Annotated in this window: 26 protein-coding genes, 2 pseudogenes and 1 riboswitch; of the genes and pseudogenes, 12 read left to right on the top strand and 16 right to left on the bottom strand. The window is 36.8% G+C overall.

All coding sequences use genetic code 11. The annotated features are described in order from the left end of the window. A pseudogene (sucC, locus tag DS031_RS12310) lies at positions 1-434 on the top strand (succinate--CoA ligase subunit beta); the annotation flags it as partial. 18 nt (positions 435-452) lie between these two features. Then, positions 453-1,367, top strand: coding sequence for a succinate--CoA ligase subunit alpha (gene sucD, locus DS031_RS12315; protein ID WP_113806372.1), 915 nt, complete (start codon positions 453-455; stop codon positions 1,365-1,367). 41 nt (positions 1,368-1,408) lie between these two features. Here the strand turns inward: sucD and DS031_RS12320 are convergent, their stop codons facing one another. Beyond that, positions 1,409-1,798, bottom strand: a complete 390-nt coding sequence (locus DS031_RS12320) for a reverse transcriptase-like protein (RefSeq protein ID WP_113806373.1) — start codon at positions 1,796-1,798, stop codon at positions 1,409-1,411. Between the two features lie 305 nt (positions 1,799-2,103). On the opposite strand from DS031_RS12320, the gene DS031_RS12325 reads away from it, so the two are divergent. Then, complete coding sequence (locus tag DS031_RS12325; protein ID WP_181833136.1) at positions 2,104-2,286, top strand: zinc-finger domain-containing protein; 183 nt, start codon at positions 2,104-2,106, stop codon at positions 2,284-2,286. A gap of 19 nt (positions 2,287-2,305) precedes the next feature. Continuing rightward, the gene (locus tag DS031_RS12330; RefSeq protein ID WP_113806374.1) at positions 2,306-2,977 is read left to right on the top strand and encodes a reverse transcriptase-like protein; all 672 of its coding nucleotides are present in this window, start codon (positions 2,306-2,308) and stop codon (positions 2,975-2,977) included. A gap of 52 nt (positions 2,978-3,029) precedes the next feature. Here the strand turns inward: DS031_RS12330 and DS031_RS12335 are convergent, their stop codons facing one another. Next, positions 3,030-3,281, bottom strand: coding sequence for a DUF2564 family protein (locus DS031_RS12335; protein ID WP_113806375.1), 252 nt, complete (start codon positions 3,279-3,281; stop codon positions 3,030-3,032). Between the two features lie 340 nt (positions 3,282-3,621). On the opposite strand from DS031_RS12335, the pseudogene DS031_RS12340 reads away from it, so the two are divergent. Then, positions 3,622-4,986: pseudogene (locus tag DS031_RS12340) on the top strand (NADP-dependent glyceraldehyde-3-phosphate dehydrogenase); the annotation flags it as partial. 36 nt (positions 4,987-5,022) lie between these two features. Here the strand turns inward: DS031_RS12340 and trpB are convergent. The 3 genes from trpB to DS031_RS12355 all read right to left on the bottom strand — a co-directional run bounded on the left by trpB (position 5,023) and on the right by DS031_RS12355 (position 7,352). After that, positions 5,023-6,198 carry a tryptophan synthase subunit beta gene (gene trpB, locus DS031_RS12345; protein WP_113806377.1) on the bottom strand — a complete coding sequence of 392 codons (1,176 nt, stop codon included), beginning with the start codon at positions 6,196-6,198 and terminating at the stop codon, positions 5,023-5,025. A gap of 101 nt (positions 6,199-6,299) precedes the next feature. Further along, positions 6,300-6,974: an NAD(P)-binding domain-containing protein gene (locus DS031_RS12350; RefSeq protein ID WP_181833137.1), complete on the bottom strand. Its 675-nt coding sequence runs from the start codon at positions 6,972-6,974 to the stop codon at positions 6,300-6,302. Between the two features lie 99 nt (positions 6,975-7,073). Then, positions 7,074-7,352, bottom strand: coding sequence for a DUF2524 family protein (locus DS031_RS12355; protein WP_113806379.1), 279 nt, complete (start codon positions 7,350-7,352; stop codon positions 7,074-7,076). Between the two features lie 215 nt (positions 7,353-7,567). Here DS031_RS12355 and DS031_RS12360 point away from each other — a divergent pair, with 215 nt between their 5' ends. From DS031_RS12360 to DS031_RS12385, 6 genes are all read left to right on the top strand, one after another. Then, entirely contained in the window at positions 7,568-7,780 is a 213-nt protein-coding gene (locus DS031_RS12360; protein ID WP_113806380.1) for a hypothetical protein, read from the top strand. Positions 7,781-7,901: 121 nt separating this feature from the next. Further along, positions 7,902-9,413, top strand: a complete 1,512-nt coding sequence (locus DS031_RS12365; protein WP_113806477.1) for a carboxypeptidase M32 — start codon at positions 7,902-7,904, stop codon at positions 9,411-9,413. A 100-nt stretch (positions 9,414-9,513) separates the two neighbouring features. Continuing rightward, positions 9,514-9,927 carry a CoA-binding protein gene (locus DS031_RS12370; RefSeq protein WP_113806381.1) on the top strand — a complete coding sequence of 138 codons (414 nt, stop codon included), beginning with the start codon at positions 9,514-9,516 and terminating at the stop codon, positions 9,925-9,927. Positions 9,928-10,162: 235 nt separating this feature from the next. Next, the gene (parE, locus tag DS031_RS12375; protein ID WP_113806382.1) at positions 10,163-12,133 is read left to right on the top strand and encodes a DNA topoisomerase IV subunit B; all 1,971 of its coding nucleotides are present in this window, start codon (positions 10,163-10,165) and stop codon (positions 12,131-12,133) included. Position 12,134: 1 nt separating this feature from the next. Further along, positions 12,135-14,570 carry a DNA topoisomerase IV subunit A gene (parC, locus tag DS031_RS12380; RefSeq protein WP_113806383.1) on the top strand — a complete coding sequence of 812 codons (2,436 nt, stop codon included), beginning with the start codon at positions 12,135-12,137 and terminating at the stop codon, positions 14,568-14,570. A 91-nt stretch (positions 14,571-14,661) separates the two neighbouring features. Continuing rightward, positions 14,662-15,180, top strand: coding sequence for a metal-dependent hydrolase (locus DS031_RS12385; RefSeq protein ID WP_113806384.1), 519 nt, complete (start codon positions 14,662-14,664; stop codon positions 15,178-15,180). A 176-nt stretch (positions 15,181-15,356) separates the two neighbouring features. Here the strand turns inward: DS031_RS12385 and DS031_RS24160 are convergent, their stop codons facing one another. From DS031_RS24160 to DS031_RS12400, 5 genes are all read right to left on the bottom strand, one after another. Then, positions 15,357-15,731 (bottom strand): hypothetical protein, encoded by a 375-nt coding sequence (locus DS031_RS24160; protein ID WP_245947388.1) that lies wholly within the window; start codon positions 15,729-15,731, stop codon positions 15,357-15,359. After that, entirely contained in the window at positions 15,725-16,108 is a 384-nt protein-coding gene (locus DS031_RS24165; RefSeq protein ID WP_245947394.1) for an LAGLIDADG family homing endonuclease, read from the bottom strand. Before DS031_RS24165 ends, DS031_RS24160 begins: the two co-directional genes overlap by 7 nt. Positions 16,109-16,136: 28 nt before the next feature. Next, positions 16,137-16,337 (bottom strand): endonuclease, encoded by a 201-nt coding sequence (locus tag DS031_RS24170; RefSeq protein WP_245947395.1) that lies wholly within the window; start codon positions 16,335-16,337, stop codon positions 16,137-16,139. A 241-nt stretch (positions 16,338-16,578) separates the two neighbouring features. Next, positions 16,579-16,785 carry a DUF1540 domain-containing protein gene (locus tag DS031_RS12395; protein WP_113806385.1) on the bottom strand — a complete coding sequence of 69 codons (207 nt, stop codon included), beginning with the start codon at positions 16,783-16,785 and terminating at the stop codon, positions 16,579-16,581. Between the two features lie 220 nt (positions 16,786-17,005). Continuing rightward, complete coding sequence (locus tag DS031_RS12400) at positions 17,006-18,205, bottom strand: phosphoglycerate dehydrogenase (protein ID WP_113806386.1); 1,200 nt, start codon at positions 18,203-18,205, stop codon at positions 17,006-17,008. 82 nt (positions 18,206-18,287) lie between these two features. After that, positions 18,288-18,366: riboswitch (ZMP/ZTP riboswitch) on the bottom strand. A gap of 203 nt (positions 18,367-18,569) precedes the next feature. Here DS031_RS12400 and DS031_RS12405 point away from each other — a divergent pair. Then, on the top strand, positions 18,570-18,908 hold the full coding sequence (locus tag DS031_RS12405; RefSeq protein WP_113806387.1) for a hypothetical protein: 339 nt from the start codon (positions 18,570-18,572) through the stop codon (positions 18,906-18,908). Positions 18,909-19,078: 170 nt separating this feature from the next. Here the strand turns inward: DS031_RS12405 and DS031_RS12410 are convergent, their stop codons facing one another. The 6 genes from DS031_RS12410 to dacB form a co-directional block, all read right to left on the bottom strand. Then, entirely contained in the window at positions 19,079-19,375 is a 297-nt protein-coding gene (locus tag DS031_RS12410) for a ferredoxin family protein (protein ID WP_113806388.1), read from the bottom strand. Further along, positions 19,375-20,670 (bottom strand): FAD-dependent oxidoreductase, encoded by a 1,296-nt coding sequence (locus DS031_RS12415; protein ID WP_113806389.1) that lies wholly within the window; start codon positions 20,668-20,670, stop codon positions 19,375-19,377. Before DS031_RS12415 ends, DS031_RS12410 begins: the two co-directional genes overlap by 1 nt. Beyond that, positions 20,654-21,688 carry an electron transfer flavoprotein subunit alpha/FixB family protein gene (locus tag DS031_RS12420; RefSeq protein ID WP_113806390.1) on the bottom strand — a complete coding sequence of 345 codons (1,035 nt, stop codon included), beginning with the start codon at positions 21,686-21,688 and terminating at the stop codon, positions 20,654-20,656. Before DS031_RS12420 ends, DS031_RS12415 begins: the two co-directional genes overlap by 17 nt. Further along, positions 21,688-22,515 carry an electron transfer flavoprotein subunit beta/FixA family protein gene (locus DS031_RS12425; RefSeq protein WP_113806391.1) on the bottom strand — a complete coding sequence of 276 codons (828 nt, stop codon included), beginning with the start codon at positions 22,513-22,515 and terminating at the stop codon, positions 21,688-21,690. Before DS031_RS12425 ends, DS031_RS12420 begins: the two co-directional genes overlap by 1 nt. 251 nt (positions 22,516-22,766) lie before the next feature. Next, the gene (locus DS031_RS12430) at positions 22,767-23,498 is read right to left on the bottom strand and encodes a DsbA family oxidoreductase (RefSeq protein ID WP_113806392.1); all 732 of its coding nucleotides are present in this window, start codon (positions 23,496-23,498) and stop codon (positions 22,767-22,769) included. 93 nt (positions 23,499-23,591) lie between these two features. Beyond that, the gene (gene dacB / locus DS031_RS12435) at positions 23,592-25,073 is read right to left on the bottom strand and encodes a D-alanyl-D-alanine carboxypeptidase/D-alanyl-D-alanine endopeptidase (protein WP_425451965.1); all 1,482 of its coding nucleotides are present in this window, start codon (positions 25,071-25,073) and stop codon (positions 23,592-23,594) included. Positions 25,074-25,112 lie beyond the last annotated feature (39 nt).

A 25,112-nucleotide genomic window follows, 5' to 3' on the forward strand; every position in this document is an offset into this window, starting at 1 on the left:
AAATTGAAGCCTCCAAATATGATTTAAGCTACATCGCCTTAGATGGCAACATCGGCTGCATGGTAAACGGGGCAGGTCTTGCGATGGCCACAATGGATATTATTAAACATTACGGCGGCGATCCGGCAAACTTCCTTGACGTTGGGGGCGGTGCGACAGCTGAAAAAGTAACGGAAGCATTCAAAATTATTTTATCCGATGAAAATGTAAAAGGCATTTATGTCAACATTTTCGGCGGTATTATGAAGTGTGATGTGATTGCTCAAGGTGTTGTCGAGGCGACAAAGCAGGTTGGTCTTGAGATTCCTCTTGTCGTTCGTTTAGAAGGAACAAATGTTGATTTAGGTAAGAAAATTCTAAAAGAATCAGGCTTAAATATTACAGCAGCGGAATCAATGGCAGACGGCGCAGAAAAAATCGTAGCATTAGTATAATAGAAAGGCGAGGGAAAAATGAGCGTATTTATTAATAGTAAAACAAAAGTGATTGTACAAGGAATTACAGGATCAGTTGGATTATTTCATACACAGCAGATGCTGGAGTATGGAACAAAAATCGTTGGTGGTGTGACACCTGGTAAAGGCGGAACAGAAGTGGAAGGCGTACCTGTATTTGATACAGTAGAAGATGCAGTGAAAGAAACGGGTGCCAATGCCTCTGTTATATATGTACCACCTGCATTTGCGGCGGATGCGATTATGGAAGCAGTCGATGCCGAGCTTGATTTGGCGATTTGTATTACAGAAGGCATTCCAGTCCTTGATATGGTGAACGTGAAGCGCTATATGGAAGGAAAGAAAACACGTCTTGTTGGACCAAACTGTCCGGGTGTAATTACGCCTGAAGAATGTAAAATTGGCATCATGCCGGGTTATATTCATAAAAAAGGTCATGTTGGTGTTGTATCCCGCTCTGGTACATTAACATATGAAGCCGTTCATCAGCTTTCTGAAGCAGGAATTGGTCAATCAACAGCGGTTGGAATCGGCGGTGACCCTGTAAACGGGACGAACTTTATTGATGTCCTAAAAGCGTTTAATGAAGATGACGACACGTATGCGGTGATTATGATTGGAGAAATCGGCGGGACAGCGGAAGAAGAAGCGGCTGAGTGGGTGAAAGCAAATATGACAAAACCTGTTGTCGGCTTTATCGGCGGTCAAACAGCTCCTCCTGGAAAACGGATGGGGCATGCCGGCGCGATTATTTCCGGAGGCAAAGGAACGGCCGCTGAAAAAATTAAAACCATGAACGCATGCGGCATTCAAGTAGCGGATACGCCAGCAGTGATGGGCGAAACGTTAATAGCGGTTTTAAAAGAAAAAGGGTTATACGACAAATGTGTAACACACGCTGTTAAAAATTAATCAATAAAAAAGAAGAGGCTGCTCACAATCTGCCTCTTCTTTTAATTTAACTGGACTGCTTTTCGTGCTAATTCATCTGCTGTTTTATTTTGACTGCTTGGAATCCATTTCATAAAAAACAATTCAAATTGATCCATCAGTTCTAGGGCTTGTTGGAGAAGATCATTATAGACTGTTTTTTTTACATAACGCTTTTCCACAGCGCGGTCAATTAACTGAGAATCTGTTCGAAAAGAAGCAGATAAATAGTCTTTTTCTACACAAATTTTTAGCGCTTTAATAAACGCATGATATTCCGCCTCGTGATTGGTCATAATCCCAAGCGGTATTGAATAACGTTCCACTTCTCCATTTGATAATTTAATAAAGATTCCAGCACCTGAGGGACCTGGATTTCCCGCGCTTGCTCCGTCCACATAGACTTCAATCATAATTTTTCCCCTTTTTATAATCTCATGGTATGGTAAGTAATGTTTATATGATTGTATCAAACCCTATCCTATCAACCAAGAGAAATAACTTAAAAGACAAAAGTAGTTCTCTCACTAAGTTATCCTCCATATATTTTTATATAAATACTATTTTAAAACAAAGAAACATAAAGGATTTTTAGCAGGAATGTAGAATATCGGCTAAAGGGGATTCTGTGATTACTCACGAGCTGTTTTAGTAAAATAACTTGTGTTTACAAATACTAAGAAACAACGGGAAAGTTAAGTAGGAGTTGAATGAAATAATGGAACGTCAAGACGTAATGATGGAAATCAGTCAAATATTAGACACATACTGCAGTGATTGCTTTGTACGAGATCATTTACGAAAAACATATGGAAAAAATTATGCACAGCGCTTTTGTATTCAAACATGCTCAGTTGGACAAGAATTAAAAAAGTGCGGAAAGCAGTTAGTTAACAAATAGCAAAAAGAGAGGTTTTTACATGAAGTTCTATCTGAAATGGCATTATAAACCAACTCGAATCAATGATGTACTGACATTTACTTCAGATTTAATAGACGCAAAAGATCTATTAACACTCATACAAGATATTGAAAAAACAGGACGAGTTCAACAGCTTGAATTAATTGATGAATTGGGAAAAGAATGGTCAAAGAAAGAGCTTGATCGCTATTTAAACGAAGCGCTTGAAGCACCTCATCACATTGTCGTTTATTTTGATGGTAATTATAACCGCCAAACGAATGAAGCAGGCCTTGGAATTGTTATTTACTATACACAAAACAATAAATTCTTTCGGATTAGAAAAAACGAAAAAATTTCTGATATGGACTCTAATAACGAAGCGGAATATGCGGCCTTATGGATGGCACTCCAAGAAATTGAAGCACTTCAAACGCAGGAATTTTCCATTCAAATTAGAGGAGATTCTCAAGTTGTCATTAATCAATTGAGTGAAGAATGGCCTTGTTATGAAGAAAATCTAAATCGATGGATTGATCGAATTGAACAAACAATGAAAAAACTGCGCCTCCGTGCGAATTTTACTCTGCTTCCACGAAACCAAAATAGTGAAGCTGATAAATTAGGTTCACAAGCTTTAGAGGGAAATGAAATTTCAAGTATCATTGAACTAAACGGACCATATAAATAAAATAAATAAAATTCCCATAAAAAAAATGCTGTCAAAAATCGACAGCATTTTTTTATTCGTTTTTTGCTCCTGATAACTGTGTTTCACATTCTCTTAATATTTCTGCTGACTGCTGAAAAAGTTGTTGATCCACACCTGTTTGATTTGCAAGTGCTTCTTGATACTGTGTTTTTGCTTGATTTAAAGCGTTTGTAGCATCTTTTAATTGATCAGGATCCATACTCATTGTCGCATAACCGACCATTTTTTGTGCTGTTTTTACTGTCATTTCTACTTGTTTAATATCATTATATGGTTCAGACATCTTATCCCCACCTTTTTAGAGTCTCTCCTAGTATGCTCTTTTAATTTTTAATTATTCAACATTAATCGACATAATTATATAAATTTTCAGACTATAAACAAAATTCGGTATTAAAGTTAAGAAATTCGATGTATTTTAAAGATAGTCAGAGATGATAGCGTTTAAATGGAAAATGTTTCCGTTTTCATTACATTTGAACATCTATTATATTTTCTTCCATAATAAATTTAGAATCACATGAATAATCTGAAAACTAACAGCGATGAATGAACAGGAAAATACTACAGAAAAGAAGGTGTCAAGTTTGCAAAGTACAACGGTATTAGCAAAAAACAAAAAAGAAATTTATTCAGTTACTGGTAATGAGCTTCTAGGAAGTATCCCACTTATGACAAAAAAAGAAGTAGAGGCAGCGATGAATGAGGCTTCTCTTCAGCAAAAAACATGGGCAAAAGTAGAAGTGTACAAGCGTGCTCAGGTTCTTCACGCCTGGGCGGATGAACTTTTAAAAAATAAAGAAGAATTAGCAGTAACGATTTCAAAAGAAGTTGGAAAAGGCATTTCTTCTGCACAAAAAGAAGTGGATCGTACAGCTGACTTAATTCGTTACACAGCTGAAGAAGGAGTTCGTCTTCATGGTGACATGATGAAAGGCGATGCATTTCCAGGCGGTACAACTGATAAAATTGCAATGATTGGTAGAGAACCACTTGGTGTCGTTCTTGCGATCTCACCATTCAACTATCCGGTAAACTTAGCTGCTTCAAAAGTTGCTCCTGCATTAATCACTGGTAATGCTGTTGTTTTCAAACCTGCAACACAAGGATCATTAAGCGGATTATTAATGATTAAAGCATTATTAAATACAAATCTTCCAAAAGGTGTTGTACAAGCTGTAACAGGAAAAGGTTCTGAAATTGGTGATTTCTTAGTAACGCACCCTAAAGTAAATATGATTTCTTTTACTGGTGGAACTGCAACAGGACAAGCGATTGCCGAGAAAGCAAAAATGATTCCGCTTGTACTTGAACTCGGAGGTAAAGATCCTGCAATTGTACTAGAAGATGCAGACCTTGATTTAACAGCTAAAAATATTGTTGGAGGAGCGTTTTCTTATTCTGGTCAGCGCTGCACGGCGATTAAACGTGTTTTAGTACAAGAAGAAGTGGCTGATGCGTTAACATTAAAAATCAAAGAACAAATTGAAGCCCTATCTATTGGTACACCTGAAGAAGATGCAGATATTACAGCATTAATTGATGAACAATCTGCTGATTTTGTTCAAAGCTTAATTGATGATGCGCTTTCAAAAGGAGCATCTTTAGTTACCGGAAATAAACGTGAAGAAAACCTTATTTATCCAACACTGCTTGACCATGTGACAGCTGATATGGATCTTGCTTGGGAAGAGCCGTTTGGTCCAGTACTTCCAATTATTCGTGTGAAAAATGAGACAGAAGCAGTTGAACTTGCAAATGCTTCTGAATACGGACTGCAGGCAAGTATCTTTACAAAAAATGTAGAAAAAGCAATGAAACTTGGTGCTGAACTTGAAGTAGGCTCTGTGCAGTTAAATGCTAAAACAGAGCGCGGCCCTGATCATTTTCCTTTTATTGGTGTGAAAAATTCCGGCTTAGGCGTGCAGGGAGTGCGCAGAAGTATTGAATCAATGACGCGTGATAAAGTATTTGTATTAAACTTTTAATAAATAAAAAGAAAAAATCCTAAAGGGATTGACCCTTTAGGATTTTTTCTGCTTTAATAATTCAAATACTTCCTGCACATCTTTATCCCCGCGCCCCGATACATTTACAATGAGAAGTTGCTCTTTATCTAACGTTGGTGCAAGCTTTAAGGTGTAAGCAACAGCATGAGCACTTTCTAAGGCAGGAATAACCCCTTCTTCTTTACATAACACTTGAAACGCTTCAAGTACTTCTTCATTTGTAACCGAATAATATTCAGCGCGACCAGAAACTTTTAAAGAGCTGTGTTCAGGTCCAATTCCTGGATAATCAAGTCCCGCTGCAATCGAATAAGTTTTCTTCGGATTCCCATCTTCATCAATTAAAGCGAGTGTTTTAAAACCGTGAATTTCTGCCGGCACACCTTCTGTTAATGTAGGGGCTTTATCAGGCTCAACTCCGATTAAGCGAACACTAGGTTTATCAATATAATGAGCAAACGCTCCAATTGCATTACTTCCTCCGCCAGCGCAAGCGATAACAGCATCAGGAAGGCGACCTTCTTTTTCAAGAATTTGTGCTTTTGATTCTTCACTAATCACCGATTGAAAATGCTTCACCATTGTCGGGTAAGGGTGAGGTCCAACTGCAGATCCAAGTAAATAAAAGGTATGTTCATAACTTTCCATATAATCGGTTAACGCGGCGTCCACAGCGTCTTTTAAACGACCTTGGCCGTTAGAAACGGACACAACCTTTGCGCCTAACAACTCCATTCGAAATACGTTTAGTGCTTGTCGGCGAACATCTTCTGCTCCCATATACACGACACAATCCATTCCGAACATCGCACAACCTGTAGCAGTTGCGACACCATGCTGACCAGCTCCGGTTTCGGCAATAATTCGTTTTACGCCCATCCGTTTTGCGAGTAGAATTTGCCCCATTACATTATTAATTTTATGAGAACCTGTATGATTTAAATCTTCACGTTTTAAATAAATTTTAGCGCCGCCAAGCTTTTCAGTCAGCTTCTCAGCATATGTAAGTGGATTATCACGACCGATATACTCTTTTAAATAGTAACGAAATTCTTTATTAAACACTGGATCATCTTTATAAAGATTATACTGCTTCTCAAGATAATTAAGTGCTTCCTGCAGCTGTGGCGGCACAAAACTGCCACCAAATTCTCCAAAATAACCTGGTTTCTCTACTTTTGAATAACTCATGCTTTCTCCTCCTAAACCAACATAGCAATTTTATATTACAATATTTGTTTCTCTTATTGTAAAGCGTTTCCCCCTTGCAATCAATTGAAAATTCAATTTTTTCAAAATAATTTATCTTTCTGTTTAATTTCTTTTACAATATTTTGAGCAAAATGCCCCAATGTGCCCTGTACATAAGACCGTATCACTTCAGGAACCATTGATTGAAGAGCAGTAGTTATTAAGACGTCTTCATATCCTTGTTTTTGCAGGTTTTTTTCAATTTCTACTGCTGCTTCAACGGCATATGTTGTTGCTGTTTTATTGACTTCAAATACAAGCGATTCATCAGCATCTAATACAGTGCCAATTTCTTCAAAAAAGCGAAGAACATGATGAGCTGCTTTTTGTTTAGCAGTGACAAAAAGACCATTTCCGTACAGTCTTAATGCATTTGAATGACCAATAAATTTCATACTGATTATTGTTAAGTTAGGAAATTGCAGATGAAGATCATTCGTTTTTAAAGAGGTGGCCATGTTTATGAGAACAGTGCTTTTTAAAAGATGATTCGTTTCTTTAAGAAACAAAGAGATTTGTTGAGCAGGAAGAGAGAGGATCAAATAATCGATTTTTTCTAATTCACTTTTTCTTAATGCATAAGTATGAGGATAGTTTTTAGTAAACGATTCTGCTTTCTCGTAGTTTGGATGATACACACCTATTTTCTGACTTTGTACCTGAGCAGCAAGAGCCGTTCCTAATTTTCCAATCCCTATAATTCCCCACTTTTCCATACCAATCATCTCCATTCGTAAAATCTTTCTTTCATCATATCATGGGAAACTCGCATCAAGGGAGACCTTAAGTAAACAAAAAAAGACTGAAGGATTTCTTCAGTCAAGTTCTGTCACATGAAAACCCAGCACCATTTCATTTTGTGTTTTTCGAACCATCTGCTGGACGCGCTGGAGCTGGTCGCGAAGTTCTGGCGTTGAATTATGAATCATCTGTTCTAACTGCATATAGCAATTTTCAAGTTCCTGCTGTGCATCTGTATAAGGAGCTAAATCAATTTCTTCCTGCAGCTGGGCCTTTCTTAATGTTTTTTCCGCATTGGCAATAACCAATTTTATATTTTCAATTTCTTCTTGAACGTTATCATACATAGACATGTGTAATTCCTCCTTCAAAATTGTTTCAATGTTAATATGAAGCAAGAGAACGTTTTCTATGTGTATTTGAAAAGAATACTACACTAAATTAAAGAAGACTTATAAAAAGAGGTGAATGTTCTTATTTAGATCATCTCGTGAAAAATAGCATGTATAAAAGAGAACATTCTGCCATATACTATGAAAATAGTTTAAAATAAGGCAGGTGAAAGGTCATGCAGCGGTTTCATGAGCTTGAAAAAATTTATGAAGCATTATGCTCTGCTGAACAGCATCTTTTATCAGAAGAGCATGCTGCGTCATGTAATCGTGAATTTATACTTTCTTCTATGTCAGAAGCGAGGCAAGCCTATCAGCATGGGGTAGCCCATGCCCATGGAGTAGATCCTAAACTTATTCAATCACTTTATTCAGCAGTTAAATATTAATGTTCACATTAGGAACGGTTCTGCACGTTCCTTTTTTTATTGAAAAGACGTTCTTTTTTTACAAAAAAAAGATGTGTGCTAAAATAATTATGCGGTAATTTTGAATAAAGAAAGGGTTTTTATAGTGAAAAACATCAAGGAAATTGAACAGCAATTTCTAGAATACATAAAAAAAATGGCAGGTTTTGAGGAAACAATCAGCTTAATGTATTGGGATCTTCGTACAGGAGCTCCTAAAAAAGGAATGGAACAGCGCTCAGAAGTAATTGGTATGCTTTCAAGTGATCTGTTTAACATGTCGGTTTCAGCTGAAATGAAGTCTTATATTGAAGACCTATCTGGGGCATCCAATTTATCGGCTGTTACTAAAAAATCTCTTCAAGAATGTAAAGAAAACTATGAACGAAACACAAAAATTCCTCCTGCAGAATATAAAGAATATGTGATTTTAACAGCAAAAGCGGAGTCGGTTTGGGAGGAAGCGAAAGAGCAGTCTGATTTTGAGATGTTCCGTCCATACTTAGAAAAATTAGTCTCTTTTAATAAACGATTTATTACTTATTGGGGATATAAGGGGCATAAATATAATGCTTTATTGGATATGTATGAGCCCGGCGTTACAGTAGAAGTGATTGACCGGGTTTTTGGTCAGTTAAGAGAGCGAATTGTTCCGCTTGTGCAAGCAATCGCTAACGCTTCAGATCAACCGGAAACCTCGTTTTTATTCGCTCATTTTCCAAAAGAAAATCAACAAGCATTTAGTTTAGAAATATTAAAAGAAATGGGTTATGATTTTCAAGCGGGACGTTTAGATGAAACGGTTCATCCGTTTGCGACTGGATTAAATCCTGGAGATGTTCGTGTGACAACGAAATACGATGAAAAAGATTTTCGTACAGCTGTTTTTGGAACGATACATGAAGGCGGTCATGCTCTCTATGAACAAAATATTTCAAATGAATTAATTGGAACGCCGCTTTGCGATGGTACATCAATGGGCATTCACGAGTCGCAATCGCTGTTTTGGGAGAACTTTGTCGGCAGACACCTTTCATTTTGGAAGAAAAATTATTCTACATTGAAAAAGTACAGCAGCGGTCAATTTGACCAGGTTTCAACAGAAGACTTTTACCGGGCGATTAATACAGCGGGACCTTCTCTTATTCGAATTGAAGCAGATGAATTAACATATGCGCTTCATATTATGGTGCGTTATGAAATTGAAAAAGCTTTGTTTAACGATGAAATTGAAGTAAAAGATCTTCCGAAGATTTGGAATGAGAAAATGAACGAATACTTAGGTGTTGCACCAGCGAATGATGCGGAAGGTGTTTTACAGGATGTTCACTGGTCTGGTGGTTCTTTTGGATACTTCCCATCGTATGCATTAGGATATATCTATGCGGCGCAGTTAAAGCATGCAATGGAAAAAGAGCTGTCCAGCTTTAATGAATTGATGGAAGAAGGAAATCTTTTACCTATTAAAGAGTGGCTAACTAAAAATGTGCATCAATACGGAAAGATGAAAAAACCAATTGAAATTATGAAAGATGTAACAGGCGAATCGCTAAATGCTCATTATTTAATCGATTATTTAGAAAAAAAATATAAAGATGTTTATCGTTTAACATAAAAAGATTTAGGGAATAAATGCGTAAGATAAATCATCCAGCAGTTTTTTTACAACAAAAAGAACTTCTAAACAAAAAATAAGTTTATTTGAGGTGATCATAATGACCATTGAAAATCCAACACGCGAGGAAATCGGCGAAATTTTAAAGTCAAAAAAACGAATTGCGGTTGTTGGTTTGTCTGACAATCCAATGCGAACTTCTTATAGTGTTTCTCAAGCGATGCAGCAGGTTGGCTATGAAATCATTCCAGTGAATCCTACCATTAAGGAAGCATTTGGCGTAAAAGCGGTGTCTTCGTTAAAAGAGATTGACGGACACGTTGATATTGTAAATGTTTTTCGAAGAAGCGAGTTTTTACCAGAGATTGCAAAAGAAGCTGTTGAAATTGGCGCGGATGTGTTTTGGGCACAGCTTGGTGTTGCAAACCAAGAAGCCTATGATTACTTAAAAAAACATGATGTGACAGTGGTTATGGACCGCTGCATTAAAGTTGAACATGCTCTAACAAAATAATCGCGAAAACCACTCAACGAAGAGTGGTTTTTCTTTTTCTCTCTCGCATTGAAATAGAAATAACAGGTAAGGATAGAGGATAATAAACATGTGATATCGTATATATTGCAAATAATAGTTTGCGATTTATAAGATTAAAGATAAAATGAAACTAGTTGAAAAATAAAAATATAGAAACGCACGTTCTTATGTGGTACGCTATTATAGCTACATGTATGTTGAAAGGGGCAAGACAATGGCTATTAACAAACAAGTTGATTACAATGATGATGCAATACAGGTTTTAGAGGGCCTTGAGGCGGTAAGAAAACGACCAGGAATGTATATTGGAAGTACGGACAGCCGCGGCTTGCATCACCTTGTCTATGAAATTGTAGATAACGCCGTCGACGAAGCACTTGCTGGTCACGGTAATAAAATAACAGTTACCATTCATCACGATAACAGTATTAGTGTTCAGGATGAAGGGCGAGGTATGCCGGTTGGTATGCACCGGTTAGGTAAGCCAACTCCAGAAGTGATTTTAACAGTTCTTCATGCTGGGGGAAAATTTGGCGGAGGCGGTTATAAAACAAGCGGAGGTCTTCACGGTGTTGGTGCTTCTGTTGTAAACGCCCTGTCAGAATGGCTTGAGGTTACAATTAAACGAGAAGGAACTGTTTATAAGCAACGCTTTGAGCGTGGTGGTCATCCTGTAACTACGCTTGAGAAAACAGGAACAACAAGACAAACGGGAACGATGATTCATTTTAAGCCGGATTCTGAAATGTTTAGTGCAACTGTTTACAATTATGACACGTTAAGCGAGCGCCTTAGAGAAGCTGCTTTTCTTCTTAAAGGGTTAAAAATTGAACTCATTGATAAACGTCATGACCGTCAAGAAGAATTCCATTATGAAACAGGAATTGAGGCGTTTATCGATTATTTAAACGAAGAAAAAGATACGCTGCATCCAGTTGTCATGTTTGAAGGAGAAGCAAACGGCATTGAAGCAGAAATTGCATTTCAATATAACGATGGATTTTCTGAAAATGTGCTTTCTTTTGTTAACAATGTGCGCACAAAAGATGGCGGCACACATGAATCAGGCGCAAAATCTGCGATAACAAGAATCATTAACGATTACGCTCGAAAAGTAAACTTGCTAAAAGAAAAAGATAAAAACCTAGAAGGAACAGATATCCGCGAAGGTTTTACTGCCATTGTGTCTGTTCGAATTCCAGAAGAAAAACTGCAGTTTGAAGGGCAAACAAAAAGTAAACTTGGAACAAGCGATGCCCGCTCAGCCGTTGATGCGGTCGTTTCAGAGCAATTTTCGTATTTCCTTGAAGAAAACCCTTCGACAGCGGAAATGTTAATTAAAAAGGCTGTTAAAGCCGCACAGGCACGTGAAGCAGCGCGAAAAGCTCGTGAAGATGCCCGCACTGGCAAAAAGAATAAACGAAAAGAATCGGTGTTAAGCGGAAAGTTAACACCTGCAACATCTCGTAATACGGCTAGAAATGAACTTTATCTTGTTGAGGGAGATTCTGCAGGCGGTTCTGCAAAGCAGGGACGCGATCGTAAATTTCAAGCGATCTTACCATTACGAGGAAAAGTGATTAATACCGAAAAAGCAAAAATACAAGATATTCTTAAAAATGAAGAAATTAGTACGATTATTCATGCGATTGGAGCGGGAGTTGGTCCGGATTTTACAGTCGAAGATACGAACTATGACAAAATTGTCATTATGACGGATGCTGATACGGACGGAGCTCATATTCAAGTCTTGTTGTTAACGTTCTTTTATCGCTATATGAGACCGCTCATTGAAAAGGGGAAAGTATATATTGCGCTTCCGCCTTTATATAAAGTGAGTAAAGGAACCGGAAAGAAAGAAAAAATTGAATATGCATGGGATGAAGACGGGTTAAAGGAAGCAATTAAAAAGATTGGCAAAGGTTATACGATTCAGCGTTACAAAGGTCTTGGAGAAATGAACGCTGAACAGCTTTGGGAAACAACGATGGATCCTGCTACACGCACATTAATCCGCGTGAAAATTGAAGATGCAGCCCGTGTTGAAAGACGAGTCTCCGTGCTTATGGGAGATAAAGTAGAACCTAGAAGACAATGGATTGAATCAAATGTTCAATTTGGATTAAATGAAGAAACAAACATTTTAGATAATGAAAATATTAGTGTTGTTGAGGAGGCAGAATGATTTGGTACCTGCTGAAAAGTTTTTAGATTTACCGTTAGAAGATGTTATTGGCGATCGATTTGGCCGCTATAGTAAATATATTATTCAAGAACGCGCTCTTCCGGATGCAAGAGACGGTCTAAAACCTGTACAGCGTCGTATTTTGTATGCAATGTTTCAAGATAAAAATACTCATGATAAACCGTATCGTAAATCAGCTAAAACGGTTGGTAATGTCATTGGAAACTATCATCCCCATGGTGACTCGTCTGTTTATGAAGCAATGGTGCGGATGAGTCAAGACTGGAAAGTACGCAATGTGTTAATTGAAATGCACGGTAATAACGGAAGCGTCGACGGTGATCCGCCTGCAGCAATGCGTTATACAGAAGCGAGATTATCATCGATCGCATCTGAACTTCTTCGTGATATTGAAAAAGATACAGTAGAGTTTACACCAAACTTTGATGATACAATCGAAGAGCCTGTCGTACTCCCTGCGATGTATCCTAATTTATTAGTAAACGGTTCTACAGGAATTTCATCAGGTTATGCAACAGATATTCCCCCTCATCATTTAGGTGAAGTGATTGACGGGGCGATTATGGAAATGGAAAACCCTGATTGTACACTTGAAGAGCTCATGACCGTTATTAAAGGACCTGATTTCCCAACAGGCGGTATTTTACAAGGGATAGAGGGCATTAAGAAAGCCTATCGAACTGGTAAAGGAAAAGTGATTTTAAGAGGTCTTGCGGCAGTGGAAGAAGTAAAAGGAGGCCGCGAACAGATCGTCATTACCGAACTCCCTTTTGAAGTGAACAAAGCAAATCTTGTTAAGAAGATGGATGAAATTCGACTCGATAAAAAAGTAGAAGGTATTAGCGAAGTTCGTGATGAAACAGATCGCAATGGGATGAGAATTGTCATTGAATTAAAGAAAGACGCTGATGCGAACGGCATTTTAAATTATTTATATAAAAATACTGATTTACAAGTGGCGTATAACTTTAATATGGTGGCCATTCATAATAAAACACCAAAATTAATGGGCTTAAAACAAATTTTAGAGTCTTATGTAAATCACCAAAAAGAAGTTGTGACGAGACGTTCTACATATGACCTTCGAAGAGCAAAAGAACGCGCTCATATTGTAGAAGGTTTGATTAAAGCGATTTCGATTTTAGATCAAGTGATTGAAACGATTCGCGCCTCTAAAGATAAGCGTGATGCCAAAGATAACTTAATTCAAAAGTTTGCGTTTACAGAAGCGCAGGCGGAAGCAATCGTTACCCTGCAGCTTTACCGCTTAACCAATACAGATATTACAACCCTTCAAAAAGAAGCGGAAGAACTGCAAAAAGAAATTGTAAAGCTTGAAGGCATTTTAAATAGTGAAAAAAAATTGGTCTCTGTAATTAAAAAAGACCTGCTTTCGATTAAGAAAAAATATGAAGATGAGCGCCGGACCAAAATTCAAGAAGAAATTGAAGAAATTAAAATTAATCTAGAAGTGATGGTTCCTTCAGAGGATGTCGTGGTAACAGTTACAAAAGATGGCTATGTTAAACGTACAAGCATCCGATCATATAATGCATCAAGTCCTGAAGATATCGGAATGAAAGAAACCGATCGACTATTGAAAAAGTTAGATATGAATACAACGGATACCTTACTGCTCTTTACGAATAAGGGAAGTTATCTGTATGTACCAGTACATGAACTGCCGGACATCCGTTGGAAAGACATGGGTCAGCATGTGGCGAATATCGTTGCCATTGATTCAAATGAATCTATTATTGAAGCGGTACCTGTTGAGGATTTTAAAACAGAAGACTATCTATTGTTTATTACAAAGAATGGGATGGTTAAACGAACAGAACTGAAGCATTATCAAGCAGCGCGCTATTCGAAAGCACTAATGGCACTAAAACTAAAAGGCGATGATGAAGTTGTTAACATTTATCGTACAGATGGAAATCAGCAGGTCTTTCTTGCAACAAACCTTGGTTATGGTTTATGGTTTGATGAAGAAGAAGTCAATATCGTAGGACAGCGTGCAGCAGGCGTGAAAGGAATTAATTTAAAAGAGGATGATAAAGTAGTAAGCGGCTTTATCGTAAACTCTGAAAAGAATCAGTTATTTGTTATTACACACAGGGGTGCAGTAAAACGAATTGCATTAACGGAATTCGAAAAGACATCACGTGCTAAACGAGGACTTGTGATGCTAAGAGAATTAAAGAAAAATCCTCACCGCGTCACTGGTGTAGCGTTAGTTTCAGCAAATGAGCGGGTATACATTAAAACAGATAAAGGTAAAATAATCGATATTCAAACAGGAGATTATCGATTAACAGACCGTTACAGCAACGGCTCATTTGTATTAGATATAGCAGAAGACGGCAATCCTTATGAGATATGGCAAGAATCGATAAGGGCACAACTAAATGAGTAGCATTTGCTGCTCATTTCTTTACATATAAGGCAACAATAATTATATTATGTAAACTAAAAAATGAAAAGAGTTTAACAAAGGATGAGGCATCATGGAAGGAAAGACACATATTGTAGGAAGCATAACCGCAGCAGCAGTGACACATTATCTTTTTACTTCAAAAGGTGTTGCAGTTGATGAACCTTTTATTTATTATGTAAGTGCTGTTTTTGGCGGGCTGCTGCCGGATATTTGTCAGCCAAATTCAATAAGCGGTCAGAAAGTAAAAAAATTATCTAAATCAATTAACAAGCAGTTTGGACACCGAACGATTACACACAGCATATTATTTACAGCAGTCATTTATTGGTTGATCGGATTATTAACGATCGATAGTGTCAAAACGATTCAATTAGGTGTCATAACCGGTATCATTAGTCATTTGCTGTTAGACGCTTTTACAACCAAAGGTATCCAGTTATTATATCCGTTTAAAATAAGATTTCGCTTTCCATTATATATAAAAACCGGTTCAAAACTTGAAGGCCTTTTATTTTTTTCATTTGTGCTGATCAGCTTATGGATTGGTTACCAAATTTGGTACACAAATATTAATGCATTTACATTTTAATTAATTTAAGAAAAAAAGTTTATTCTGTCTCACTAACTGAAGTTTACTACTTAGGTGAGACAGAATAAACTTTTAATTTTGTTGATTCCGAGAATATATATTATGTCTACTTAAAAAAGTAAGTTAAATATCAAAAAAATAAAAATATAAAGTTTACTTTATTCTTCTCTTCTTTTTTATTGATCTTTTATTTTTTTAATACTTTCATTGAACTTTAAATCCATTTTTAACCATTTTTCATATGTCTCTAAACTTATTCCAACGTGATTACATGATGTCTTTACACAACCGTAAATTTTAAATTCATTTAAAAATATTCTTTGTCGGGTTGGCGTCTTTGAATTTTTATCTTGTAATAATTCAGCATCTAGTTTTTCTTTTGCTAAAATTTCAAACTTACGCCTTAAATATAAACATTTATTATTATAAATCCAATCAGAAAAACGCTTTATTGTACGTCTACTACTAATATAAATACGATAATGATTCTTTTCACTAACAAGAAGCGGGTTAAATTCTCTTGATTCAAGGATTTCTTTAAATGCTAACATAAAGCAAATGCTAACATAAAGCGATATGAGCCCCCTACAAAACAAACCATAAAGCCACGTGCATATATACTCCCATCACCATCAAAATAACCTCTTACAAAATGATGTAAATATCGTTCCGGAACCTTTGGAAATACAACACTATGTGACTTGTTTGGCGTAAAGCCATGGATCTCCATCAAGTCCTCTTTCATAATTTTGCTGTGGAGATTCAACATATATACACCCGTATTCTTGTTTACATAAAGCGGTTGGTTAGAACCTAATTCTTTTTTTATTTCTTCTAAAATCGTTTTCTCTTTTTGTGAAAAGCTAACGGTTTGTAGTTCTTTTACAATCACACCAGCAGCTGTAAAAAAGCCTAAAATATACGCCATGTTGTTAGACCAGGTTTTAAAATAATCTTCATTTAACGTATAACGTATATTTTCGTTTCCAATGTCCTGGTGGCCTCTTTTCAATACCTGCTTGTGTTAAGACTTGACGAACATATCTAGAAGAAACATTAGCAAGTGAAGCAATTTCAGTTGTGCCATATCCTTCTTGATAGTACTTTATCATTTCCTTCTTCTCTAGAAGACACTTACTCTTTCGTTTACTAGCCATTATCCTCATCCTTTCATTCATAATTTTAAGAAACCATCTCTTAATAATAATTATAAGAACTAATGTTCCTAATTTCAACTTTTTAACATCAATTAAAATTAAGTTTACATAATAAAATTATTGTAGATTATAAATATAATAAAGCCTGAATAATGGACACATGAGAAGAGTCCATTATTCAGGCTGCAGTTCAATTAGGATAACCATTTAATTTTTTTATTGTAAAGTTAATAAATTTTCTTCACTTTTTAGGCTTAAATGTTTTACAGCAAGTTTCTTCAGATTTTCTCGCTTCATCCACATGTTCTCTTCCTAATTCACCGGAAAATTCGGTGTGAAAGTTAGCATGCTGGTCCATGTCTATCATGATTTTCTCGGCTCCGCAAAGGCGAGCATCTACATTATATGCACAATTGCTAATTGAACAAGATACCTCTACATTAGGCATATAGTCTGGCCCCTCCTATTCATTTTCATTCTATAAAGTAGAGAAAGTGGTTTGTCTTGTTATTGTTGTGTTTCTTTAACAACATAACCCACACTCTAAACCATAGTATTTATATCATTTGCTCGGTATATGTATTTTTATTTAGGTACATCCTAACTAAAAAGGCTGCCGTTTAAATAAAACGGCAGCCTTCATGTAAAAACTTATTATTAGCATATATTTAAATAATACGAGCTGTAACGATAGCTTCAATTTGTTTAAGTTTAGTCTCTAATTCCGGAATAATTGTCTCGTTCACTTCATTGTCAATATCAATCATCGTATACGCATATTCCCCACGGCTTCTATTCACCATGTCAGCAATGTTTAAGTTATAGTTCGAAATTGCCTGTGTGATCTGTCCAACCATGTTCGGAACGTTTTTATGGAACACAGTCATACGACGATTTCCTGTATAAGGAAGAGAAGCGTTTGGAAAATTCACTGAATTTTTAATGTTTCCTGTTTCAAGAAAATCCTTCACTTGACGAGCCGCCATAATCGCACAGTTTTCCTCTGATTCTTTCGTAGAGGCACCAAGGTGCGGGATTGGAACAGTATTTTTCATTTTTAACACTTTTTCGTTCGGGAAGTCTGTAATATATTTGCCAACTTTTCCAGTTTCAAGTGACGTTTCCATATCGTTTTCGTTCACTAGTTCACCACGTGAGAAGTTTAAAATATAAACGTCATCTTTCATGATGCTGAATGTTTCTTGATTAAACATGCCTCTTGTGTCCTCTGTTAACGGAACGTGTACTGTAATATAATCAGAGTTAGCAAACAGCTCTTCAATCGTCATAGCGCGCTGTACTTTACGAGATAAGTTCCAAGCTGTATCAACAGAGATAAATGGGTCAAATCCAATAACATCCATGTCTAAATCGAGTGCATCATTTGCTACAAGCGCACCGATTGCACCTAGACCAATAACACCTAGCGTTTTTCCTTTAATTTCTTTTCCGACAAATTGTTTCTTTCCTGCTTCTACAAGCTTTGGAATTTGTTCACCTTCACCGTCGAGTGTGTTTGTCCAAGCCACACCAGAAAACAGGTTACGAGATGCAGCCATTAATGAAGTTAAAACAATTTCTTTTACAGCGTTAGCATTAGCTCCTGGAGTGTTAAAAACAACGATTCCTTGTTCTGTACATTTGTCAACTGGAATATTATTCACACCCGCTCCAGCACGTGCGATTGCTTTTAAATTAGCGTCTAATTCCATTGTGTGCATATTAAAGCTGCGGAGAAGAACCGCATCAGGACTTTCACTATTATTGTCAATCGTATATTGATCGTTATTAAAGACATTTAGTCCGCTTTCCGCAATATTATTTAAGGTTTTGATTGTTTTTACTTTGTTTAAAACGGTTGTGCTCATATTATCTTCTCCTCTTTTTAGTTATATTAGTTTATAAGATTTTATATTTATAAACAGAAAGAGGCAAGGGATAAGTATCCCTTACCTCTGCCCAGGCGAACGGCTGCGACACTATGTGCTCCCTCGCGGTTATCCGCGTTTCGCCAGTTACACATAGCCTTTTGATTTTTTTATATTCTATCAAACTTTCTAACAACCTTCAAGCTTAATTTATATGTTTTAGGTTATTTCAATTATTTTTTTCAGTTTTTATACATATAATATGATACCTTTTAAAATAAGCAGAACATATTCATGTTTAATTTAAAAAGCTTTTTATCAATCATTCATCGTTCTCCAATTTTAATAAAAAGGAGAAATGCTTATGAGGAATGCTCCTAACTTTAGTGAGTTTTACCAAAAACCGCTTATTCTCATCGGTGAAAATGATCGTTTATCAGTGCTAAATAAAACACTAAACGCAGAAACACTTCCCCCTTTTACTCATTGGCTAATTGCAGTAGAAGGCAGTGAAATAAACCCCAAAACAAAAGCTTTTCAATGGAGCGTTGTCGTATTTCCTGCTAATATCGACGGAGGCTTTAATTATAAATTTCCATACTATATTTCAGCTTTTTTTCTTTCCATAACTGAAGCGATTAAATATACAAAAGAAATTGAACAATTAGCGCTCCAAGATCAGCTTTTTACTGTAGCGAATTAATAAATAGATAAACATAACTAAAAAACTACTTTTTATTTCTCTTTTTTAGCGTCTATGTGAAGAAATGTACAAATAAATAAAAAGATATACATATTAGAAACAAGTTTGAATGTAAAAAAATAAGTTAAATATAAGGACTATCCAGTAGGTTAGCCCTCATATTTCAAATATCATCCTAACCTAAAAACGATTCCATGACCGCCTTTTGGATATTCCCATTGAATATTTTGATAAGGACAACCAATCCGACAGCTTCCGCATTCATGGCAGCCTTCATAACCGACATGCATTCGAATATCTTCCCATTTATAAATTTCAGCTGGACAGAAGATCGTACAAATTTTATCAGGACATTTTGTTAAGCAAATTTCAGGGTCCATAACATGAAGATGGGATTTCGTATCAGCATTAAAACGGACAAGATATTGTTTTTCTTCTATGGACTGGCCTTTGTTTTGTTCACTCATTATTTCATCACCTTCCAGGCTCGAAATGCATCCCGAGCAAATTTTACTTTCTCTTTAGCTGAACCAATATCCTTCCATATTTTCTTTTGCTTCTCTCTTTTAGGTGTACCATCTACTGTAAACATTTGGCTTGCTGCACGATTCATCATAGGGATATATTGATCAAAGTATTGAGGGAATTTATCGAAGTGATGTGTTGTATCTTTATATTTTTTCATATCCTGACCGACAAAACTGTCCATTAATTGAATGCGGTAATGATCTAACATCTTTTCCGAGAAATCATTTGCTTCTTTAGCTAAAAGAACGGTTTCCGCTGCTAATCTTCCCGAAGTCATTGCTAAATTTGATCCTTCGCGATGAATCGCATTTACGAGCTGTGCTGCATCTCCCACGACAATAACACCGTCTCCAACAACCTTCCCCATTGAGTTATAGCCGCCTTCAGGAATAAGATGAGCTAAATATTCTTGAGGTTCACTTCCTTGAATGTACGGCCGGACCATTGGATGATCTTTAACATATTCAAGCAGCTCATATGGTTTTATTTTATGCTTTATTAATCCGGAAAGTAACGTTCCTACACCAATACTTAACGTATCTTTATTCGTATAAAGAAATCCTGTGCCTAGAATTCCTTTTGTAGCGTCTCCGAAAAGCTCAATTGTACAACCTTGATTTTTTTCTAAGTTAAAACGGTCTTCAATAACCTTTTTATCCAGTTTTAAAATTTCCATTGTTGCAAGAGCTACTTCATCTGGTCTATACTCTTTATGAAAACCAAGTGATTTAGCTAAAAGAGAGTTAACGCCATCGGCTAAAACGACGACATCAGCATATATCTCACCATTTGGGCGGTCTGTTCGAACACCAATAACCCGTCCATCCTCTACAATACATTCTAAGACAACGGTTTCATTTACTAATAAAGCACCCTGCTCCACTGCTTTTGCTGCAAACCACTGATCAAACTTTGCGCGTAAAACAGTAAAATTATTATAAGGCTCTTCCGCCCATTCTAAGCCTTTATAACCGAATGTTAGGGCAGACTCCTTATCAAGCATCATAAACCTTTGTTCAACAATTGGACGCTCTAAAGGAGCTTCTTTATAAAATTCCGGAATAATGTCTTCCATCATTTTTCGATATAGAACCCCACCCATTACATTTTTTGATCCAGGATATTCTCCTCGTTCGAGAAGCAATACGTTTGCCCCGCCTTTTGCTAGTTCATAGGCACAGGAAATGCCAGCAGGACCTGCCCCTACTACAATACAATCAAACTTTTCGGACATGATTGTCTTCCTTTCCACGTACATTTTTTTGAAATTCTTCAATTAATACAGGAATGATTTCAAACGCATCCCCAACAATTCCATAATGACAGGCCTGAAAAATAGGAGCATCAGGATCTTTATTAATTGCAATAATTAAATCAGAATTTCGCATGCCAACTAAATGTTGAATGGCACCAGAAATACCAACAGCAAAATATATTTTTGGAGTTACTGTTACACCAGTTTGACCGACTTGATGATGATGTTCAATCCACCCAGCTTCCACAACGTCCCGGCTCGCTCCTACAGCTCCCCCTAACGTGTCTGCTAATTGATGAATAATTTGAAAGCCGCTAGAACTTCCTAATCCTTTGCCGCCAGCCACAATAATATCCGCTTCATCAATACGAACTTTCTTTTTTGTCTCCCTTACAATTTCTAATACTTTCGTACGTATATCTTGTTCTTTTAATTCAATCGTTTCTTCTATCACTTTACCTGTTCTTCCTACTTGTCTAGAAAGGGCTTTCATAACTTTCGGACGTACTGTAGCCATTTGGGGGCGGTACTTTTTACATAGTATCGTAGCCATTATATTTCCTCCAAAAGCCGGTCGGCTGGCTAACAATAATCCTGTATCCTCTTCTACATCCAATTCGGTTGTATCTGCGGTTAAACCTGTAGGCAGATCAGTTGCAACGGCACTCGCTAAATCTTTACCTGTTGATGTAGCGCCAAATAAGATAATTTCTGGTTTGTATTTTTGGCTGCATTCAAGCAGTGCCTTCATAAATGATTCCGTACGATAATGTTTAAAAATGGGCTGATCATAAACATAAGCAATATCAGCACCATATTCAAACACTGTATTTACCAAGTGTTTCATATTGTCACCTATTAATAGACCAGCAAGTTCAACTCCGCGTTTATCAGCTAGTTTTCGTCCAGCACCTAACAATTCAAGTGATACAGGGGCAATCGTCCCTTCTATCTCTTCAATAAATACCCAAACTCCCTTGTAATCTTCAAAACTCATTAAGATTCACCCGCTTCCTCAAACAGTTCTTTCTTTTCAAGTATAGAAACAAGTAATTGTTCTACTTGTTCCTTTGAACTTCCTTCTAGGATTTTTCCACCTTCAGGTTTTGGTGGCGCCCATACTTTTGCTACAATTGTCGGTGATCCTTTTAAACCAAGCTGTTTTCGGTCCACATCTTCTAAATCATCAACAGACCAAATGGTTGGTTGATATCTCGCTGCTTTAAGCATATTCGGAAATGGAGAATATGGAATTTCATTAATATCCTTTTCAACTGAAAGTAAACAAGGTAACGTAGACTGAATCACCTCGTACCCATCTTCTATCTTACGGTGTACAATCATATATCCCTGTTCTTTATTGATTTCAACAACTTTTTTTACAGAGGTAAGCGGAGGGATATCAAGTCGTCTCGCGATGCCTGGTCCTACCTGACCTGTATCACCATCAATCGTCATTTTTCCGCAAATAACAAGATCAACAGGATTGATTTTAGAGATTTTGTTCAGCGCCTTAGTAAGGGCGTAACTTGTTGCTAACGTATCAGCACCGGCAAAAGCGCGATCAGAAATCATATACCCTTCGTCCGCTCCAATTTCAATGCACTTTTTAATGGCTTTAACGGCTGGTGGAGGTCCCATCGTTAAAACGGACACCGTTCCCCCATACTTCTTCTTTATTCGTACCGCTTCTTCTACAGCATGAGCATCATATGGATTTAAAATTGCTGGTGCACTTGATCGATCCATCGTATTTGTTTTTGGATTCATTTTGATGATTTTTGTATCTGGTACTTGTTTAATGCAGGCGACGATATGAAGCAATTTCGTTCACTCCTTTACAGTAGCAATTCATTTTATACTCATTAATAGGTAAACAATTAGTCCCGTTGTTTTAAATATATAAGAACAATATCAATATAATGCGGATTTTATTATTCTATTAATGAATTTATGTTTTATTAGAAAAATACACTTAAACAAGACAATAATTACTTTAATGAACAGTAATGACCAAATTAAAAAAGCAGACCGTATACGATCTGCTTTTTTAAATATGAAAATGTATCTCGCTGTTATTTTTTAGTTGAATCTGATGCTTCACAGCCTTCATCTGTACAAAAGGCGTTTTCAGCATTCCCTTCAGCTATTGGTTGTAATGGTGATTTTCTGTTCTCTTCTTCCCATACTTGCTGTAAGGCGCTTTTAAACACTTCAGCTGGCTGTGCGCCTGATATCGCATACTTTCCGTTTAATACAAAGAACGGAACACCTTGGACACCAATTTGACGAGCTGCTGCTTCATCTGCACGCACCGCTTCTTCATAATCGCTACCCTTTAAAATACCTTCTGCTTCTTCGCCATCTAGTTCAGCTTCAATCGCAAGTTCTTTTAATGTTTCATGATCGCCAATATGCTTAGAATCAGTAAAGTAGGCTTTTAATAAGCGCTCTGTTAGCGCTGCGTCTTTTCCTTTTTCTTCAGCGAATTTAGCAAGTCGATGGGCGTCAAACGTATTAGTATGAATCATCGTGTCAAATTTGAAATCTAAGCCAACAGAGGCTGCCTGTTCAGCAACATTTTCACTCATTTTCTTTGCTTGTTCAACTGTCGTCCCGTATTTACTTGCTAAATGTTCATGAACGGAAAGAGTTGTATTTTTACTTGCGTTCGGATCTAATTCAAAGCTTTTAAAAACAATATCTACTCTATCGCGATGAGGAAACTGCGCCAGTGCTTCCTCTAAGCGGCGTTTTCCGATATAACAAAACGGACATACAAAGTCAGACCATACTTCTATTTTCATTGTTACACCTCATTTTAAATTAACTATAAAAACATCTTATCACAACTATTATTTTTAGCCTTAAAATATGCTTACCCAGTAAGAGAGATAGTGTTACAAATTAGCTAATAGTTCTGCAATTTTATTTTCAATTTCTTTTCCTTTCTCCTCAACTGCTAAATTGTTTAAAAGGATTGAAAAAATAAGTGTTTCTCCACTTTTCGTTTTAACATAACCTGATAATGAGCTAACTGTAGATAAAGTACCTGTTTTCGCTTTTACTCTTTCTTGTGCAGAAGTTTCTTTCATTCGATGTCTTAATGTTCCTCCTTTGATTCTGTTACTATGACCAGCGATCGGTAAGGAGGTTAAGTAAGTTGGAAACCATTCTTTCTTTTGAATGGTATATAAGAGTTTTGAAATTTCATTTGCAGGAACTAAGTTTACATGAGAGATTCCTGAGCCGTCTCTTAGGACAAGGGTATTCGTATTAACACCAAGTTTTGTTAACTCAGTTTCTAAGACTTCTAGGCCTTGTTCCCAGCTGCCTTCTCCTTTTATGACTTTACCCATTTCCTTTATTAACGTTTCAGCATGGCCGTTGTTGCTGAATTTCATAAAAGGGATAATAAGCTCTGATAATGGTATTGATTCATGAGTATGAAGAAGTACGGCAGTTTCAGGAGTCTTTCCTTTTGTAGCGTCACCTAATAATTTAATGCCGTGTTCTTGTAAGGATTGTTGAAACAAATGGAGCGCATATGCCGTCGGATCCCATACAGCAATCCACTCCTTTACTTTCTTTGAGTTAATGGGAATAGTTCCAGTAATCTTTATTGTATTTGTGCCATGGCCGCGCTCAATCACAAGCCTCTTTTTTTCCTCAGATGAGACAGTCTTTGTTTCGTTAATGACAGTTATATAATTTGTCTCCGGTTTTAATGATATATTTGCTTTACTGTTAAGATCCTCTCCTGGGCTTATCCCAACTATGACGCTCCCTGCGTCATAGTCTCCATTAGGTGAAATCGTTAAAGCAGAAACTTGGGCACCGTAGTAAGTCGTTTCGTCACTCCATGGTAAGTCCTTAGAATAGCGTACATCATCATACCAGGTATCGTCTGCAATTACGTTTCCTCGAATGATTTTTATGCCGCTCTCTTTCAGTTTTTTAACCATGTTATCAAGATCTGATTTTAAAAGAGTAGGATCTCCTTTTCCTTTTACATAAAGATTTCCTTGAATCATTCCAAAGCTTACCTTACCGTCTGTGAGTAGTTCTGTTTTAAACGAATAGTCTTCACCTAATATTGACAGCGCAGCAGCGGCAGTAAATAATTTTAAATTAGAAGCGGGTTTTAAGCGGGCATTTCCTAAATGCTCATAAAGAATCTCCCCAGAAGCGGCAGAGCGAATGCTTAGGCCTGCTAATGCTCCTTCTAGCGCAGGTTCCTGCGTTAAGAGGGAGTTTAACTGATAGGTTAATGAATGTTTATTTGGAACTGCATATAAAACATGGGGCTTTACATACATAAACAAAGAAGCGAATAGAAAAATTGTAATGAAGATAACGGGTGAAATCGTATTTCTTTTAATTTTCTTTACCACCTTTGTGTTTATTATATAAATATAGTT

The organism is Bacillus taeanensis, from assembly GCF_003318295.1.
GTDB lineage: Bacteria > Bacillota > Bacilli > Bacillales > UBA6769 > Maribacillus > Maribacillus taeanensis.